The organism is Burkholderia sp. 572 (assembly GCF_040545135.1).
GTDB classification, from domain to species: Bacteria; Pseudomonadota; Gammaproteobacteria; order Burkholderiales; family Burkholderiaceae; genus Burkholderia; species Burkholderia cepacia.
On record NZ_JBEPLH010000025.1, the window covers coordinates 46894 to 64886 of the forward strand.

Annotated in this window: 15 protein-coding genes and 2 pseudogenes; 15 read left to right on the forward strand and 2 right to left on the reverse strand. The window is 63.8% G+C overall.

The features are described 5' to 3' along the window. Nucleotides 1-14: 14 nt before the first annotated feature. Entirely contained in the window at nucleotides 15-401 is a 387-nt protein-coding gene (locus ABIC51_RS33820) for a hypothetical protein (protein ID WP_354006869.1), read from the reverse strand. 275 nt (nucleotides 402-676) lie between these two features. On the opposite strand from ABIC51_RS33820, the gene ABIC51_RS33825 reads away from it, so the two are divergent. From ABIC51_RS33825 to ABIC51_RS33885, 13 genes are all read left to right on the forward strand, one after another. Then, on the forward strand, nucleotides 677-1303 hold the full coding sequence (locus ABIC51_RS33825) for a phospholipase D family nuclease (protein WP_354006870.1): 627 nt from the start codon (nucleotides 677-679) through the stop codon (nucleotides 1301-1303). Nucleotides 1304-1345: 42 nt separating this feature from the next. Then, nucleotides 1346-1594: a hypothetical protein gene (locus tag ABIC51_RS33830; RefSeq protein WP_318828489.1), complete on the forward strand. Its 249-nt coding sequence runs from the start codon at nucleotides 1346-1348 to the stop codon at nucleotides 1592-1594. Nucleotides 1595-1608: 14 nt separating this feature from the next. After that, nucleotides 1609-3126 carry a zeta toxin family protein gene (locus ABIC51_RS33835; protein WP_354006871.1) on the forward strand — a complete coding sequence of 506 codons (1518 nt, stop codon included), beginning with the start codon at nucleotides 1609-1611 and terminating at the stop codon, nucleotides 3124-3126. A gap of 8 nt (nucleotides 3127-3134) precedes the next feature. Beyond that, on the forward strand, nucleotides 3135-3551 hold the full coding sequence (locus tag ABIC51_RS33840) for a hypothetical protein (protein ID WP_354006872.1): 417 nt from the start codon (nucleotides 3135-3137) through the stop codon (nucleotides 3549-3551). A gap of 54 nt (nucleotides 3552-3605) precedes the next feature. Further along, nucleotides 3606-4004: an SEN1984 family lipoprotein gene (locus ABIC51_RS33845; RefSeq protein WP_354006873.1), complete on the forward strand. Its 399-nt coding sequence runs from the start codon at nucleotides 3606-3608 to the stop codon at nucleotides 4002-4004. 122 nt (nucleotides 4005-4126) lie between these two features. Then, nucleotides 4127-4651 (forward strand): hypothetical protein, encoded by a 525-nt coding sequence (locus ABIC51_RS33850; RefSeq protein WP_354006874.1) that lies wholly within the window; start codon nucleotides 4127-4129, stop codon nucleotides 4649-4651. A gap of 101 nt (nucleotides 4652-4752) precedes the next feature. Then, nucleotides 4753-5175, forward strand: coding sequence for a hypothetical protein (locus ABIC51_RS33855; protein ID WP_060343094.1), 423 nt, complete (start codon nucleotides 4753-4755; stop codon nucleotides 5173-5175). After that, nucleotides 5172-5645, forward strand: coding sequence for a protein-disulfide reductase DsbD N-terminal domain-containing protein (locus ABIC51_RS33860; protein ID WP_060343093.1), 474 nt, complete (start codon nucleotides 5172-5174; stop codon nucleotides 5643-5645). The genes ABIC51_RS33855 and ABIC51_RS33860 overlap by 4 nt, the downstream gene beginning before the upstream one ends. Nucleotides 5646-5871: 226 nt before the next feature. Next, the gene (locus tag ABIC51_RS33865) at nucleotides 5872-10872 is read left to right on the forward strand and encodes a beta strand repeat-containing protein (RefSeq protein WP_354006875.1); all 5001 of its coding nucleotides are present in this window, start codon (nucleotides 5872-5874) and stop codon (nucleotides 10870-10872) included. 3 nt (nucleotides 10873-10875) lie between these two features. Further along, on the forward strand, nucleotides 10876-11256 hold the full coding sequence (locus ABIC51_RS33870; protein ID WP_354006876.1) for a hypothetical protein: 381 nt from the start codon (nucleotides 10876-10878) through the stop codon (nucleotides 11254-11256). Continuing rightward, nucleotides 11253-11465: a hypothetical protein gene (locus tag ABIC51_RS33875; protein ID WP_354006877.1), complete on the forward strand. Its 213-nt coding sequence runs from the start codon at nucleotides 11253-11255 to the stop codon at nucleotides 11463-11465. Before ABIC51_RS33870 ends, ABIC51_RS33875 begins: the two co-directional genes overlap by 4 nt. A gap of 14 nt (nucleotides 11466-11479) precedes the next feature. Continuing rightward, entirely contained in the window at nucleotides 11480-12886 is a 1407-nt protein-coding gene (locus ABIC51_RS33880) for a DUF1173 domain-containing protein (RefSeq protein ID WP_354006878.1), read from the forward strand. 425 nt (nucleotides 12887-13311) lie between these two features. Beyond that, the gene (locus tag ABIC51_RS33885; protein ID WP_354006879.1) at nucleotides 13312-14205 is read left to right on the forward strand and encodes a Crp/Fnr family transcriptional regulator; all 894 of its coding nucleotides are present in this window, start codon (nucleotides 13312-13314) and stop codon (nucleotides 14203-14205) included. Between the two features lie 626 nt (nucleotides 14206-14831). Here the strand turns inward: ABIC51_RS33885 and ABIC51_RS33890 are convergent. Further along, nucleotides 14832-15368, reverse strand: a complete 537-nt coding sequence (locus tag ABIC51_RS33890) for an Imm21 family immunity protein (protein WP_354006880.1) — start codon at nucleotides 15366-15368, stop codon at nucleotides 14832-14834. A gap of 316 nt (nucleotides 15369-15684) precedes the next feature. On the opposite strand from ABIC51_RS33890, the pseudogene ABIC51_RS33895 reads away from it, so the two are divergent. After that, nucleotides 15685-16443: pseudogene (locus ABIC51_RS33895) on the forward strand (PDDEXK nuclease domain-containing protein); the annotation flags it as partial. A 207-nt stretch (nucleotides 16444-16650) separates the two neighbouring features. Then, a pseudogene (locus tag ABIC51_RS33900) lies at nucleotides 16651-17744 on the forward strand (IS5 family transposase). Nucleotides 17745-17993 lie beyond the last annotated feature (249 nt).

The following is a 17993-nucleotide window of genomic DNA, read 5'->3' on the forward strand; positions in this document are numbered from 1 at the left end:
GAGATATGAAGAAATCACCAATTCCTAAGCGGATCCCGGGCGCCGTAATGGATCGGGTTTGCGCTATTGCGGATGTCATCTACCGTATCGGTACGCGACCGAAAACCGTCCCAACGACTTCCGGGCGGCGTATCCGTCATGTAGAGGTGGCCAAGTTTTACGGCGATGCCGAACTGTCCAAATACGCCGAAGGCGCTGGAAATCACAGCCCCGAACGCAAGCCACTCGGCGGGCAATTGGAGAACGACTATGACCAGTGCTGCGACGACAAGCGTGGCCAGGTATCCCCACATGATTTTTCGATAAATTGTGCGACGGCTTCGCGTTGCGATGAATACCGCGAAAACCGAGTAAATCAAAGCAAAGAATCCCGCGAAAATGCTAGCAAGTATGTAATCCATAATCAGCGTCCCCGTACGCAATTATTGTTGACATTACGCCTTATCCCGCGTAGTGGCAAGTCGCGTTGCAATTCCACAATCAATCACCGAACCAATCCGTCTCATTATTCAAACAATGGATTTTGGCGGGTTGGACTGCCGCGCATCGCTGCGTTCGCCGTTTCCGCGATGCTCATGAGCGCTTGTGCGACGCATGGTTCTAGCGATCACGGGTGCGATTCAACCTATGCCCACTGTGTTCCGTGCCATCAACCAGCGGATCTCGGGAGGGCGGCATGAAGTTCCTCCTCGTACTGGCGATCTTGGCCGGTGTCGGCTACTACGTGCTGCACGACGGTCCGACGCCCGATTTGGGCAGTCTGCCGTCGTCTGTCACCCACCTGACCGGACCGCTGCGCCACCCTACCGAAGCCACTTCGCATTCTGAGAGCCCGGGCTCGGCTGATCGTGCGTCGGTGCAGTTCGCCACCTCGCCTGACGGCCAGGCCGAGGCGCTAGTGCTGAGCGTCATCGACAGCGCGCAGTCGGAGCTCGACGTCGCCGCTTACGAGCTCACCAATCGCCGCATCGTCACCCATCTGCTCGAGCGCGCTCACGCCGGCGTGCAGGTTCGTGTCGTCCTCGATCGTTCGCAGCTCGACGGCCGCGGCTCGAAGCTCGCGGATCTCGTGGCCGCCGGCATTCCCGTGCGGATCGACTTGGCCGTGCCGCTCATGCACGACAAGTTCATCGTCGCCGACGGCGACACGACCCAGACCGGATCCATGAACTACACGCAGGCCGGCGCTTACCACAACGCCGAAAACGTCCTCGTCATCTGGCACCACGCCACGGTTGCAGCCGCGGTGCGCACAGCCTGGACGCGGCTCTGGAATGAATCAAAACCGTACCCGGCAGTTTGACGCGGGATGCACGCAAGCCCCCCAACTTCACTGGAGAACAAGATGCCTCACGTTGATTACGAAGTCGCCTGCCAGACGATCGGCCAGCTGATCGCCCACCAGGTCGCTGTCATCGCTGAAGAAGAATCCCGAAGCGAGCCGGATGTTGCGCGTGTTGCGGCAGCAGACGTCGAACGCAAGGCGCTGGTTGCCGCTCGCGACGCGCTGCAGCCGGATGACACCGCTGCGATCGCCCAGGCGTTGGCCGTGTACGGCCCGCGTGCCCGGCAGCTGAACACTGATCTCGCCTGAATCCGGAGCCCGTCATGGACACCATTCCGGATTTCGTGATGCAGCGCGCTTACGCGCGCGTGGAGCGCGAGGCGATCGACGGCAGCCGCGAGCAAGCCGAACCGAAAGCGATCTTGCTCGGTGGCCAGCCTGGTGCCGGCAAGACGGCGCTCGCACGCCAGGCGATGTCTGAACTCAGCGAGCGTGGCGGTGCTGTCCTGATCGATGCAGATCGTATGCGGGAGAACCTGCCGCAATACAGCCAGCTTTTGCGCGAGGATCCGAAACACGCAGCCGACCTCACCCACGCCGACGCCGGCCGCTGGTCGGCCCGATTGACCACCGCCGCATCCGAGGCGCATCGCAATCTCGTGATCGACGGGACGATGCGCAATCCCGAGAGCCTGCGCAACCTGGCGCGGCGGTTGAACGAACGCGGCTATGAGCTGGAAGTTCGGGGCGTGGCGATGCCCGCCGAAGTGTCGCTCACGCGGGCGCAGATGCGCACCGAGCGCGAGATTGCGACGACCGGCGTTGGACGGGTGGTCAATCCCGAGCAGCACGATCAGGCGTATGCCGGCATGGTGGAGACCATCGCGCTGCTCGAGCGTGAGAAGGCCGTCGATCGAATCCAGATCGTGGATCGGCATCATCGCGAGGTATACCGCAACGAACTCCATCAGGGCGAGTGGCGTGAACCGGAAGCGGCCGCTGCGTCGATCATGCGCGAGCGCGAGCGTCCGATGACGCGCGACGAGATCGCCAGCCATGTCCAGTCGCTCGATGGCGTCCTGGCGGCCCGGATCGCGCGTGGCGCACCCGCGCCGGAGATTGCCGACGTCGCGGTGCGCCGTGAACACGCGCTGCTTGTCCAGCAGGGCGTGGCACAGGGCGAGATTGCGCGGTCGCAGGGCGAAGATCCGGGCGGCATCGAGCCGGTGCGCGAGCGCCAGCCGCTGCAGGCTGCGCGTCAGGCCGCGGAGGCGAAGGTGGAAGTCGACGTCGACGAGGCGCGCGCACCACGTCGGCGTACCGTCGACCACGCGCGCGACGCCGAGCGCGGCCGCGCCTTCGACACGCTGGGCCGGGATCAGGCGCTCGCCCTCTTCCCCGAGCTCGACGCTGCCTATCACCACCTCGAAACGCGAACTGCGATCAGCATGGTGCCGCACACCGAAATCGAGCGCGCCAACCTGTGTGAGCAGATTCACCGAGGCCAGTTGCCCGAGGGCGACGTGCCGGACGACGTGTCGCGCCGGGCGATCGGTTTGGCCGGCGATCGCCACAACCTGATTCTGCGGGACGCGCAGCAGCTCGAGCGCCACTACCGTGGCGAGGTCCTGGCCAACTCGACGCACCACTCGCTGGTCAAGATCGGCCAGACGGTTGGCATCGTCTATCCGCGCGATCGCCTGTCCCGGGATGTCGCAGTGGGCGAGCACGTGGCGATTCAGTATTCGCCCGACAGCGCGCTGCATCAGGTCAGGGAGCGCGATCACGAAGCCGAGCGTGCTGACCGGTCGCACGACCACCAGCAAGCGCTCGAGCGATAGGAGCCGCCATGTTCCGGTTCAACCGCCCCAGACGTTTGCGACCGGTATCGCGTTTCACGCGGCTCTATCGCGCCGAGCGCCGCCATGTTCGCCGCCGCATGTGGACCAGCCCCCGGTTGCTGCGCATCGAGGCGGACTGGGCAACCCGCTACGTCGCGCAGTGGCTCGCACTCTCCTGGTTGGCGTGGGCGCCGTCGCTGTTCCTCTGGGCGCAGCTGATCGCCAACGGATTCCACCTGGATAAGCAGATTGTTGTCATGCCGCGCGCGTCGCTGGCGATCTACGCGCTCACCGGCGCCGTCGTCTCGTTGCTCTACGTCTGGTGGTGTCCGTATATCAGCTACGTCGAGCTGCAGGTGAAGCGCCACATGGACGACTGGTATCGGGCGGTATGCGAAGCCGAGCGATCCGGTCGCCTGTATTAGCCGAGTTCCGAAGCACCTTGTTTTTTAACCGTAGGCCACACCACGAGGTAGACCATGAAATTTACGAAATACGCGCTCCTGAACGTCACCCTGTCGGCCGCCGCCTTACTTGCCGGTTGCGCTACCACTGGCAACGAGCATCTCGAAACCGCCACGCAGGCGAGCGTCCAGTCCCAGATTCAGCAGGGAAAGAGCACGAAGCAGGACATTCAGGATGCCTTTGGTTCGCCCAACAAGACCACGTTCACGGATTCGGGGCTCGAGATCTGGACGTACGAGCTGTCGCACGCGACGCCGCACGCCATCAACTTCGTGCCGATCGTCGGGGCGTTTGCCCACGGTGCGGACGTGCGGAAAAAGACGTTGACCGTGCTGTTCGATGACAGCGGCGTCGTCAAGAAATACACGTTTGCCGAGACCACCGATGTGGCAAAGGGAGGCATCGGCCAGTAAGCGCCACAACCGAATTGATCCCCGGAAGTGTGTGTACCCATTTCGCACTTCCTTTGACGCCAGCCGGCTGGCCCGGCTGGTCTTTTTTCCCCTGACATCGCGTATCTGCAGAGGCACCCAGGATGAATCGACGTCGTGCAATTATCAACGAGCGCCGGCAAGCCGCCGCCGCGATTGCGTGGCCTGAAGGCACGCTGATCCTCACCAACCCGAATCCCGATCCTGCGGCGCGTCGCACGCTCAAGTGGCTGGCGTTCGCTTTGGCAGCCGTGCTTTGCATCTTCGCCATCACCGGCCAGAACGGCCCGCTGCAGGACTGGGCTCGCTCGAGGGACGACCTCGACATGCGGCCGGCGATGGAGGCCGCGATGAAGGCCGGAAGCCGCGCTGCAGGTACTTGGCTCGCCGTGCACTTCCATCGCGACTATCCGGGCTTGCTGCAGGCGGAGTCGGACGCCGGCGAGCCGACCGCGATGTACCTGGTGGCCCGCATGCGTCTGCAAAAACACGCTGCATCCACCGCCGCGGCTGCTACGGCGCAGGCTCCGGATCCCGATCGGGATGACGGCATGCAGTTCATGCGACGCGCCGCGGCGGCAGGCAATCAAGACGCGCTGCGCTATCTGATCAGCCACGCCGGAATGTGATCGCGACGATGCAATCCGATATGCACAACGCGGCTAAAGGAGAAATTTCCGTGCGTACGCCACCCCGTCGTCATCCTGTCCATCGCCGGCACGTGCGGGTCATGCTCGCCGTGCTTGCACTCGGTACCTTGATGCTGATAGCGCCGATCGGTTCGATGGACGCACTCGCGTTCTGGAACAGCGCCGAACCGCTGTTTGTCGGCACATTTGTGACCGCAACCTTCTTTCTGCCAGCGGTGCGCCTGGCATGCACGCAACGTGGATCGTGGAGTGCGCTCCGTCGTGCGCAACGCGGCTTGCGCGACTTCGGCCTGTTAGTCGGTTTGCTTTGTCTGGTGGCGATGATCGCCATCGTTTGGAACTCGCAGTCGCTATCGGCCGCATTGGCGAACACTGCGTTTGACGTGTGTTTCAGCGGGATGGTGGATGGAGGAACGCTGGTCCTCTGGAGCGTGTTCGTCCTGCCGGTCTTGCGAGGCCTTGTCCTGGTCGAAACGGCTTGGAAACAGCGAGGTGCTCGATGACGGCCCTCGTGCGCACTGCGCTCCATTTCGTCGTGGCGGTGTCGCTCGCGTGCGTCCTGAGCGCGCTCATCGCGCGCCCGGCGCATGCCCAGCAATTCCTCTCTCCCGATCAAGCGTTCCGCGTTCGCATGACCGAAGAACCAGGCGCGGTCGTTCTCCACTTCGCGATCGCCGATGGCTACCGCTTGTATAGCGATCGATTTCGGGTCGTGAGCGACGACGGCCGGGCGCGCCTCGGTGCGATCCAGCGCGGCGCCGGCAAGCTCGTCGCTGATCCGAGCGTTGGGCATCCGGTAGAGGTGTTCGAGCACGAAGTGAAGTTGCGGGTGCCGGTCAACGGTCACGACATGTTCGCCCTCACCGTGACCTATCAAGGCTGTGCAATCAACCAGATCTGTTATCCGCCGATGCAGCGGACCTTCCCGGTCATCGCTGCGGCGCTGCTGGGCCAGTCGGTGGTATCGCGATGACGCTTGCACCGTTCGCGTTTGCGCTCGAGGCACGCAACCAGTGTCGCGCCGCGGGGCGGCCCGATCGCTGTGGGTTCTCGAGCGCGGTCCTTGTCGTTGCAGCAAAAAAACACCCCTCTGTTCCCGGAATCTTGGCGGAGGACAGGAACAGAGGGCTCCAGACCCTGCGCGAGCGCAGGTGCAAACGTCCCGTAGGCCGGGATCTCGATATTGAGCGGGGATTGTAATGAAAATCAGGAACAGACCCACACCAACCGGAATATCGATCGCGATTGCCGCAGCGATCGCATCGATGTCCGGCGACGTGATTGCACAGACGACTGGCGCGGGCGCGATCTCGGAAGGGAATAACGCGGCCGCTACCGGTGACTTTTCCGTTGCGATCGGAACGGGTGTCACGTCGGCGGGTGCACGCTCGCTGAGTGTAGGCTACGCGTCGACCGCGGCCGGAGCCGATTCGATCGTCATCGGCACATCGAGCACCGGGCAGACGAATGCCGTCGCCATCGGCAACACGACCGTGGCCGGCGCAAATGCTACTGCGATGGGACCTGCCGCGACGGCTGCTGGGAGTGGTTCCGTTGCGATTGGCAACGGCGCCGTCGCAAACAATTCGCAGGATGTGGCAATCGGCTCGGGGTCGGTCACGGGGGCGGCGCACCCGCTCAATAGCATCGGTATTGCTGGGCAGAACTACTCGGTGGCTGGATCGACCTCCAACGGTGTGGTGAGCTTCGGCACCCCGCAAAGCCCGAGGCAACTCACCAACGTCGCCGCCGGCGCCGTGAGTGCGACGAGTCTCGACGCAGTCAACGGATCCGAGCTGTACCAGACTACTCAGGCGATCGCCACGCTGTCGACCACCTCGGGCCAGGCGCTCACGTCGCTCTCCACGAGCGCCAACGCAGCGACCGCGGCCAGCAGCAGCGCCTCCGCCAACGCTGCGGCCGCTGTCTCGACCGTCTCGACGTTGTCGACCTCGACCGGCCAGTCGATCAGCTCATTGTCGACGGGGCTCGCGGCCAACATGGCCGCGACCAACGGCCTCTCTACGTCGGTTGGCCAATCGACGGCTTCGCTTTCCACCAGCGTGGCGGGTGTTTGGGCCTCGGTCGCCAGTTTGTCGACCGGCACGGCAAACCAGGTCGCGGCGCTTTCGACGTCGACCGAGGCGTCGGTGAACTCGTTGTCGACGGGGGTGGCCGGTAACGCGGCCGCCGTCAGCAGCCTGTCCACCAGTACGGCCGGCGCGGTTGCCTCATTGTCCACAGGCATCGCAAATAGCAATGTTGCGATCTCGAGCCTCTCGACCGGTACCGCAAACCAGATCTCGGCGCTTTCGGCTTCGACGGTGGCGTCGGTGAGCTCGCTGTCGACGGGGGTAGCCGGCAATGCGGCCGCGCTCAGCAGCCTGTCCACCAGCAGCGCGGCGGCCCTGTCGTCGCTGTCGACGTCCGCCGGTCAGGCGGTGACATCCCTCTCTGCGTCGGTCGGGCAATCGACCGTGTCGCTGTCCAGCAGTGTGGCTGGCGTTCAGGTCGCGATCGCCAGCCTGTCGACCGGTACAGCAAACCAGATCGCTGCGCTTTCGACGTCGACCGACGCGTCGGTGAGCTCGCTGTCGACGGGGGTGGCCGGCAACGCGACGGCGGTCAGCAGTCTGTCCACCAGCAGCGCGGCGGCCGTGTCGTCACTGTCGACGTCGACGGGCCAGACGCTAAGCGCCCTCTCCGCGTCGGTCGGGCAATCGACCGTGTCGCTTTCCAGCAGTGTCGCCGGCGTCCAAGGCGCGGTCGCCAGCCTCTCGACCGGCACGGCGAATCAGATCTCGGCCCTTTCCACATCCACCGTTGCCTCGGTGATCTCGCTGTCGACCAGCGCAGCCAGCAACGCGACCACGCTCAGCAGTTTGTCAGCCAGTACGGCAGGCGCTGTTGCCTCTCTATCCACCGGTATAGCAACCGGCAACGTTGCGATCGCGAGCCTGTCCACTGGCACGGCCGCACAGTTCGCCTCGATGTCGACGTCGGCCGCACAGTTGATCACGTCCCTGTCCACTGGTACCGCGTCACAGGTCGTCGCCCTGTCGACGGCAACGGCACAGTCGGTCGGCTCGCTGTCCACCGGGCTGAATGCAAATGCAGCCGCCGTCGGTAGTCTGTCCACCAGCACCGGAGCTGCCCTGGCCGCGCTGGCGAGCGATGCGGCAACGACGCGGGCTTCGTTGTCCGCCACCACGCAGTCCTTGGTCGCGCTGTCGACGGGGCTGAGCGAAGGCACGCTCGGGCTAGTGCAACAGGTCGGTGGCGTGGGATCGGGCGCAATCACGATCGGCGCGAACACCGCAGGGTCGGCGATCGATATCGCCGGCACGACGGGCACGCGGCAGATCAAGGGGGTGGCGGCCGGCACGAGCGGAACTGATGCCGTGAATCTGCAGCAACTGCAGCAGGTCGCTGCGCAGACCGGCGCGATCGGATCCAGTGCCGTCACCTACGACGATGCGACCCATACGCACGTCACGCTGGGAGGCGCCGGAGCCGCGGCGCCCGTTACGCTGACCAACGTCGCCGACGGCACGCTCAGCACCACCAGCAGTGATGCGGTTACCGGCAGGCAGCTGTATGAAGCCGAGCAGGCGACCAACAGCAACACCACCGCCATCTCCACCTTGGCCGGTGCCACCCAGGCGTCCATCTCGTCGCTCTCGACCGGCGTGACAACCACCCTGTCGTCCATGTCCACCACGATGTTCGGGGCGGTGGCGTCGCTGTCGACCGGTCTGTCGGGTGCCAGCAGCGCGCTGACTGCCCTGCAGTCCGGTCTGGCGGCCGGCACTATCGGGATTGTTCAGCAGACCGGAGTGGGCAGCGGCGCCATCACGATCGGCGCGGCCGCTGGTGGAACGGCAATCGATGTCGCCGGCACGTCGGGGGCCCGGCAGATCAAGAACGTGGCCGCCGGCACGGACGCGGGCGATGCGGTCAACCTCCATCAGCTGGAGAACGTCTCGGCTGCCGTCGGTGCTATCGGTGCGAACGCGGTGACCTACGACGACGCCTCGCACGCGCGTGTGACACTCGGCGTCGCCGGCGCACCGGTCACGCTGACGAACGTGGCGGACGCCGCGCTGACGTCGTCCAGCACGGACGCCGTGTCCGGGCGGCAGCTGTATGCCGCCGACCAGGCGATCAGCGTCAACGCGGGCGCGATCGCGTCGCTGTCGACCTCGACGAATCAGTCGGTTGTGTCGTTGTCGACCGGACTCGCCGGCACCGGCAATGCGCTGACCGCCCTGCAGTCCGGTCTGGCCGCCGGCACGATCGGGATCGCTCAGCAAGCCGGAGGCGTCGGAGGTGGCGCCATCACGATCGGCGCAGCGACGGGCGGAACGGCACTCGATATCGCTGGCACGTCGGGCGCCCGCCAGATCAGGAACGTGGCCGCCGGCACCGACGCGGGCGACGCGGTCAACCTCCATCAACTGGAGAACGTCTCGGCTGCCGTCGGCGCCATCGGTGCGAACGCAGTGAGCTACGACGACGCGTCGCACGCCCGTGTGACGTTCGGTTCCTCCGGCACGCCGGTCACGCTCACGAACGTGGCCGATGCCGCGCTCACGGCGTCCAGTACGGATGCCGTGTCCGGGCGGCAGCTGTATGCCGCCGATCAGGCGATCGCGTCGCTGTCGACGTCGACGAATCAGTCGGTCGTATCGCTGTCGACCGGTCTTGGCAGCACCGGTAACGCGCTGACCGCCCTGCAGTCGGGTTTGGCGGCCGGCACCATCGGAATCGTCCAGCAAGCCGGAGGCACGGGCGGTGGCGCCATCACGATCGGCGCCGGCACCGGCGGAACGGCAGTGGATATCGCTGGCACGTCTGGCGCCCGCCAGATCAAGAACGTGGCTGCCGGCACCGACGCGGGCGATGCGGTCAACCTCCATCAACTGGAGAACGTCTCGGCTGCCGTCGGCGCCATCGGTGCGAACGCAGTGAGCTACGACGACGCGTCGCACGCCCATGTGACGTTCGGCACGCCCGGCATGCCGGTCACGCTCGCGAACGTGGCCGACGCCGCGCTCACAGCGTCCAGTACGGATGCCGTGTCAGGGCGCCAGCTGTATGCCACAAACCAAAGCGTCTCGGCGCTCGCCGGCCAGCTCGCCGCAGGCACGGTCGGGCTCGTCCAGCAGGCCGGCGCCGGCAAGATCACGATCGGCGCTACGACTGGTGGCAAGACGGTCGACGTCGCCGGAACCGATGGTGCGCGGAGATTGACCGGCGTTGCCGCCGGCGTAGACGCGACGGATGCGGTCAATGTCGGCCAGCTGAACAAGCTGGTCGGCACCGTCAATACGATCGCCGCCAATGCCTTGTCGTATGACGATCCGACCAAGCTGAGCGTCACGCTCGGTGGACTCGGAGCCGGCGCGGCCGTCACGATCCACCACCTGGCCGCCGGCGACCTCTCTGCATCCAGCTCGGACGCCGTCAACGGAGCGCAGCTCTTTGCGACGAATCAGCTGGTGGCCGCGAACACCAGCCATATCAATGCGATCTCCGCGCGGCTCGGCGGCATCCTCCCATCCAACCTGAGTCAAAACCGCCCCGTGCAGCCCCAGGGGAGCCTGAAGTACGCGGCGTTCAACAGTACCGGCGACGGCGCCAGTGCGACAGGCGAGGACGCGGTTGCGATCGGTGGGAACGCAGTGGCGACCGGCGATCGCAGTGCGACCCTCGGTGTCGATTCGCTGGCCACCCGCACGAACACCGTTGCGGTCGGTGCCGGCGCGAGTGCGACGGGAGCGAATGCCGTGGCGCTGGGTGCGGGCTCGGTGGCCGATCGCGACAACGCGGTGTCGATCGGTAACGCGGCGACGGGCATGACGCGCACGTTGGAAAACGTTGCGCCGGGCGTCGCCCCGACGGATGCGGTGAACGTTCAGCAGCTCGGCGATTCGGTCACCGCCCTGGGCAACCAGATCGAGCACGACCGCCGCGATGCAAGTGGCGGCATCGCGTCGGCGATCGCGATCGCCAGTCTGCCCCAGGCACCGGCACCCGGCAAAACGATGGTCGCGGTCGGTGGCGGCACGTACTCCGGTCAGACCGCATTGGCGGTCGGCATTTCCACGTATGCCGGGCGGTGGGTGCTCAAGGCAAACGGTTCAACGAACAGCCGCGGCACGATTGGCGCGGGTTTCGGTGCTGGTTACGTTTGGTAAGGAATGGAAAATATCACGAAATCGAATACGACCACGCTCCACCTCACGACCGCCTGGGTTTCTGGCGTCCGGATTCCGGCGGATTCCTTTGATCTCGCGCTGCGCGCGCGGATCGACTATGCGATGGCCGTGTGCACGGTCGATCACGGTTCTCCGCAGTGGCATGCCTACCTCAAGTCGGCTTGCGAAACAGCCTTCTCGCTGGGATACGGCCTTGCCAGCATCGACGAGACCGCAACCCCGACCTGCAGCCCTTTGCTCGCCGACGTGCAGATGCTGTGTGACGCGTTCGAAGACGGCGTGAGCGCCGTGACGTTCCAACGGCGCCTCGATGACGCCGAGCCTCTCTCTTCCATTGAGCCTGAATCGGGAGTGCCCCAATGAGCGATCAAGTGTTTCGAAGCGGCAAGCCGGTGACGGCGCGCAGCATCGTCACGGCCGCAATGACCGGGGACGTATCGACCGACGAAGCGGTCGAGCTCGTCGAACTGCTGATCGAGATCCGCGCGCGCGGCCTGGACATGCTCGAGGTGAAGTCTCGCCACAAGTCTCGCGGCATAAGCGACGCCACGCCGCAAGCCGTAAGGCCGTAACCCAGGAGAACACGATGCAACGTTTTGCACTGGATGGAGAAGAGTTCGACGGGCTCACCAACCGCCTGCTGTCGAAGCTGCCGGCCGCGCACGATGCGAAGACCCGTCCCCTTTGCCTCTGCGTGACGCCGCCTGTCCCGATGTACATCGCGCGCTTCGACGGCCGCTATCAAATCAAGCGCATGCCGGGGACGGGGAGGCAGCACAAGGTCGGCTGTGATTCCTATGAAACGCCGCCGGGGTTGAGCGGCTTTGGCGATGTCGAGGGTACGGCGATCGTCGAAGATCCGGATTCAGGCGAAATCACGCTGAAGTTCGGTTTCTCGTTGGCCAAGGGCCCGGCCCGCGAGATGCCCGAGCCCTCTGACAATGAGCCGGACAGCATCAAGGCAGACGGCAAGAAGCTGACGTTGCGCGGGCTGCTCCACTATCTCTGGGAAGAAGCAGGCCTCAATCGGTGGTCGCCGGCGATGGCCGGCAAGCGCAACTGGTCGACGGTGCGGAAGTACCTGTTGCTCGCGGCCGCAGGCAAGCACGCGAAGAAGATGAACCTCGAGGACATGCTGTACATCCCCGAGATGTTCGTCGTCGACCAGAAAGACCAGATCGAACGGCGCCGCACGGAACACCTCGCGCGGATCTCGGTGTCGGAGTCGGGCAAGCCGCACTTCGTCCTGGTGATCGGCGAGCTCAAGGAAATTGCGACCGCGCGGTTCGGCTTCAAGCTGGTGATCAAGCATCTGCCGGGCTTTGGCCTGATGCTCGACGAAAAGACGAAAAAGCGGATCGAGAAAGTCTTTGAGGCCGAGTTGGAGATCTGGTCGGCCACCGAAGATGCGCACCTGATGGTGATCGCCACGGCCAGCGTGTCGGCATCGGGCATAGCGACCGTCCAGGAAGTCTCGGTGACGCTCACCACGGACACCTGGATTCCGTTCGAGAGCCTGACCGACCACACGCTGCTGAAAACGCTCAGCAAGAGGCGATATCAGAAGTGCCTCCGCTACAACCAGACAGCCAAGCACCCGATCGCCACGGCTCTGTTGACCGATACCGAGCGCGGGACGGCGTTGTACGTGGTGCCGCCGGAGGCGTCCCCCAGCTACCAGAGCGAACTCGATGCCCTGATCGTGGAAACGGAACTCGACGCGTGGATCTGGCGGCCGGGTTCGGAGTCAATGCCCGCCCTGCCGCCGACGGCCTATGAGGCAGCTCGGGGAGCCGCTAGCCGGACGCGCTCGCCGGCACCGTCCGCACGTCCGCCGATGCCGCAGGAGGCGCCGCTGTTTCAGGAAGAGCCGCCGCCCGTGTTTGACGAGCCGCCACCTGGGTTCGATGAACCACCGCCAGCGTTCGATGACCCCCCCCTCGCTGATGACCCGCGCGCGACCGATGAAGATCGGCCGGCGAACTGGTTGTGAGCGCATCGACTCGTGGCCATGACGCTCGCAAGGACCGAATTGAGCGCTGGACTGCCAACCGTTGTTGGGGAATGTTGTGTCCCACCTACCGCACGGGAGAACAGGACTGCTAGACCGCCCAAAAAAACGCCCCGCTTGTAGTCGGGGCGTGGACAAGGTGACGCGCGACAGAAACAACCCGAGAGCCGCAGCATCAAAGTAGAAGTTGGATTCTAGAACAGAAGCGGGCTCTGTCAAGCGTCATCGATGTGACATCACCGAGACGAATCACCACATCCGATGAACGAAAACAACATGATTGGCCAAATTGCGAGTGAGAGCGTGACAACCGATACGGCGTCAGTGTCGAGAGAACGACGCGTGCCTGCCCGGGCGAGCGTCAAAGGTTTGGATCGAGGTGGCGTGAACGCGGACTGAACCGCCCCATGACGCATCCGATCTCCGGCACGCCATCGACATCGGCGAGTGCACGGCTGAATCCGATTACCCAGGCCGTCAGCAGTGATCCGCTGGCCGTACCTGTGCGCGCGCCGGTCGTCCGAGCGGCGCTTCCTGACCGCGTGTGGCCGGAGGATATCCCGTGCCCGGCGCCGGCGACCGCACCGCGAATCCTGCGCGAGCTCAAGGCTCGCCTCGCGCGTTATCTCGACAGGCCGGCGCAGTGGCTTGCGCAATTGAAAGCCGCGAACGGCAGCCGTCGCCAGCAACGCAGCGAGCGGCGGCTGGCGTGCGTGCAACTGGCGCGCGCGATGATCAAGTATTGCGACTTGCGCACGATGCGCATCGGCGTGCCTGGCGCGGCCGGCTGGGTCGATTTCACGCTGCCGTATCTCGCCGCCCAAGCCGGGCTCTCCGAGCGCCGCGCCGAGCGCGCGCTGCGCGACCTGCAGACCGCTCGCTTGGTGAAGGTGCGGCGGCAGTGCGAGCTCGAGGAGACCGAGCAAGGCGTCCGGTACAAGGGCGTCGCGTCGATCAAGTATCTGACGTCGACGCTGTTCGAGGCGTTTGGGCTCGGCAAGTGGCTGCGGCACGAGCGGACGCGTGCACACCTGCGTGCGCAGCGTCGCGCGAACCAGCAGCACAAGCGGACTGGACACGGGTCGGCGCTGGGCGCCCAGCTCGTCGGCCAGCTCGCCGACATCGAAGCCCGTGCGCGGCGCCAGGCCGCGGCCGCCGATGCAGTGCAACGAAATGCAGCCGAGCTCGAGCGCGCGATCCAGCTGCGCGTTGGCGAACTGTTCGCGATCCACCCCACCTGGGATCGCGACACACTCTATGCCGCCGCCCGGCGGCAGCTTGCGCCCCCTGACGGCGCCTAGACTCATCCACGCACCCTTCCCCCTGAAGTGACCTTTCGTATCGCGCCAGCGAGGCGCTGACGCGTCTGGTGAGCCGATTTGTGGGCTTTCCAGCGCCGTCGACGTGGCCGTGCCGGCGAAAACGCGTCGGCGGCCGGCCGAATTCGCGATCGCCGGGCGCGGCGCTGTGGGTAAATGCCTTTAAATGTCGGGTCTGATCTGATTTATGTGTCGGCTCTTATTCAGAACACAGCTCTTATCTACCCCTTCAAATCGACCCGCGGCTATGCCGCGGCTTCACGCGGGCGTTGCCCGCTTGCCAGGACAACACCATCGTGTCGCACACGCCGTTCTCCGGCAGGCCGTAAGCGCTACGTCGGCCGATGGCCGCCGCACCGCTAACGGCGCGACAAAAGATTTCGGGGCGCGTCAGAGCCGCACCCCGAAATCAGCGCGCGCGAGTGCGCGCCCGTCGGCCCGCAATCGGTATCGAACAGCGACGGCCGGTAGGCTTGCAGAGAGGGGGGCGCCGGAACCCCCAGAAATTATGGCTCGAAGATGTCTACGAAAGGCTGGCCGGTCCACTTTGCCGGCAACGCGAAACTACGGTCTACGACGCAGCGCCGGGGCGTCAAAACCAATCAGCCTCACACCCTGCTCAAGCGCACTACCCAGAGCAGGTTATTGTCGTTCTCGTACTTGATCAAAGAAACGGCGTACCTCCCGCACTCGACCACGACCTCGATCGTATTGTCCATGCCGACCGCATCTTCCCAGGCAAACGCCGCGTCGAACACAACCATGTTCGATGATTTGATGTCGAACTCGAAGGGTTGATCCTCGACGCTCGCCCATCGTCCGTTCACCACTTCACGCACGCACTGCTCGATTTCCTCTTCGCTCCCACCAAACTCGATCTTCACCAACAAGTACGAACCAGCGGAAATTTCATAAAAACCGATCTCCTGTTGCGCCCCACACACCACCAAAACATCGCTGACGAGCACGTTTTTCAACACATTCACGTACTCGTCCGGTCCCACGAGGCTACGGCATGCCAGGTCGTAATCGCTGCCACCGGTGGCAGCGAGCGTCACACTCGATCCTTCGTTGCCTCGCCATCGCTCGGCAACAGGCATTCCCGTGAAAATGAAATTTCCGCCGCTGGAGTAGATCCATTTCATCATGGAAACCTTATGAAGAGTCTTGCATCTAAAAGCCCTGCGCACAGGGTGCGCAGGGCCGCAGCCTGACGTTCAAAAACCCGACGCGCCTTTACGCATGCCCTTCAGGGTCCCATCCCCCAGGGAGTTTGATTGCATCGTCCAGAAAACCCCTCCCAGTGGATCTTGCTTGAAGTCGTTCCACACATGAGTGGCGGATTCGCTGATTGTCGAACCTACCACTGCAGCTGCCGCGGCTGCACGTTTGATCGCTCCGCTCACGAATCCACCCTGTGCGTTGGAACATGTCAGGCAGCTCGGGAACAGTTGCTGCTCTTGGCCATCATCGGAATTTGTGCAGCAGCCTGCTGCACAATTGCCGTGGTTTCATCTCTGTACCCTGCTCGACAAAGCAAAGGACCCGGCGGTCCGCGATTGGTACGCTGGCAAGGCGCTTGAGCACGGCTGGTCCCGCAACGTTCTCGCGATGCAAATTGACACGCAAGCACATGCGCGGACGGGTGCGGCCGTAACCAATTTCGACGCACGCTTGCCGCCGCATCAATCAGATCTGGCGCGCGAAGCGCTCAAAGATCCGTACATCTTCGACTTCCTCGGATTGTCCGAAGATGCTCAGGAACGCGATATCGAGCAGGGGCTGACGCGGCACATTACCCGCTTTCTACTCGAGCTTGGCGCCGGCTTTGCGTTTGTCGGCCGACAGTATCGGCTCGAAGTCGGCGGCGACGAATTCTTCATCGATCTGCTGTTTTACCACCTGAAACTTCGCAGTTATGTGGTGGTGGAACTGAAGGCGACACCGTTCCGGCCCGAATATGCCGGGCAACTGAACTTCTACCTGTCCGCGGTCGACTCGGAACTGAAGTCGCCTGATGATCATCCGACCATTGGGCTGCTTCTGTGCCGGGAAAAGAACCGTTTGGTTGCCGAGTATGCGCTGCGGGGCATGGCAAATCCGATGGGCGTCGCAGAATACCAGCTCCTTCGGGACGTCCCCGCGTCGCTTGAAGCAGGACTGCCATTCATTGACCAGATTGAAGCAGAATTGGGCCCCGATTTGTCTGATTCAGACTGAGTCGGGTTGGTCTACTGCAGTGATGGCCCTGCAAAATCTTCGAGATGTTGGGTTCGGACCCTATTTATTCGATAATGTTAATTATGTAAAATTATTCGGACGACGCTCGTTGACGGCCCTAGCTGTTGAAATTGGATACGGTGTAAACGAGCGCTGAGGGCGGTGCGTTAGAGATATCGTGTTCATGATCTTGGGCAGACGAGAGCGATGCGCGGAATGGACGAGATGCAAGAATCGCTGTTCACGACGGTAAAGCTGGAAGATTTTGTTCCGGCCGATCACCCATTGAGGCCGCTTCGGCTGCTGGTCAATCAAGCGCTGAAGCGACTCAATGGGCTGTTCAGCACGATCTATGCAGACAGCGGTCGAGCATCGATTGCGCCCGAGAAACTGCTGCGTGCGCTGCTGTTGCAAGTGTTTTACTCGGTGCGCAGCGAGCGCATGCTGATGGAGCAAATGCACTACAACCTGCTGTTCCGATGGTTCGTCGGCCTCGCCATCGAAGACGCCGTCTGGGACCACTCGGTGTTCTCGAAGAACCGCGATCGTCTGCTCGAGCACGAAGTGGTCGAAGCGTTCTTTACCGAAGTCATGAGCTTGGCCGACAAGCAAGGGCTGCTGTCCAGAGAACACTTCTCGGTCGATGGCACGCTGATCCAGGCGTGGGCCAGCCACAAGAGCTTCCGGCCCAAGGACGGTTCGGACGATCCGCCGGCCGGCGGTGGCCGCAATGTCGACACCGACTGGAAGGGCAAGCGGCGCAGCAACGAGACTCACGAGTCGAGCACCGATCCGGACGCGCGCCTGTTCCGCAAGGGGCGGCAAAGCGGAGCTATCAGGGGCACATCCTGATGGAGAACCGCTCGGGCTTGGTGGTTGGCGCTGTGGTCAGCCATGCCGACGGTTTCGCCGAACGCGCAAGTGCGTTGAGCCTGCTCGATTGCGTGCCGGGTCGTCATGCCAAGACGCTCGGCGCCGACAAGGGTTACGACATGCGCGACTTTGTGCGGGACTGCCGAGCGCGCAAAGTGACGCCACACGTCGCGCGCAACGACGCGCATCAAGGCGGTAGTGCGATCGATGGCCGCACCTCGCGGCACGCCGGCTATGGCATCAGCCAAGTGATTCGCAAGCGCATCGAAGAGCACTTCGGTTGGGGCAAGACCGTCGGCAGGATTCGACAGACCGCGTATCGCGGCATCAAACGAGTCGACCAGTACTTCAAGCTGACGATGCTGGCGAGCAACCTGACTCGAATGGCTCGAATACTGGCAGCGGTGCCGCAAGGAGCGGCGCGATGAGCCGCCCGAGCGCAGCTGTTGCGTGGCAACGCGCCGGCCGGCCCGCTCGCCAGCCGGGCATCCGGCACGATACGTCAGCAACTCGGCGGCTAATCGCATACGAAATCCTTTTAAACACTGCCCCGGTTGTCAAAACGAGGCGCTTTTCAACAGCCTGCTAGGGTTTTCCCTTGACGACAATCTTCAACGCTTCCATGTCGGGCTTCGCCTCGTACGGAGTTGGCACCAGCTGAGTTTGCCCGTCAACTG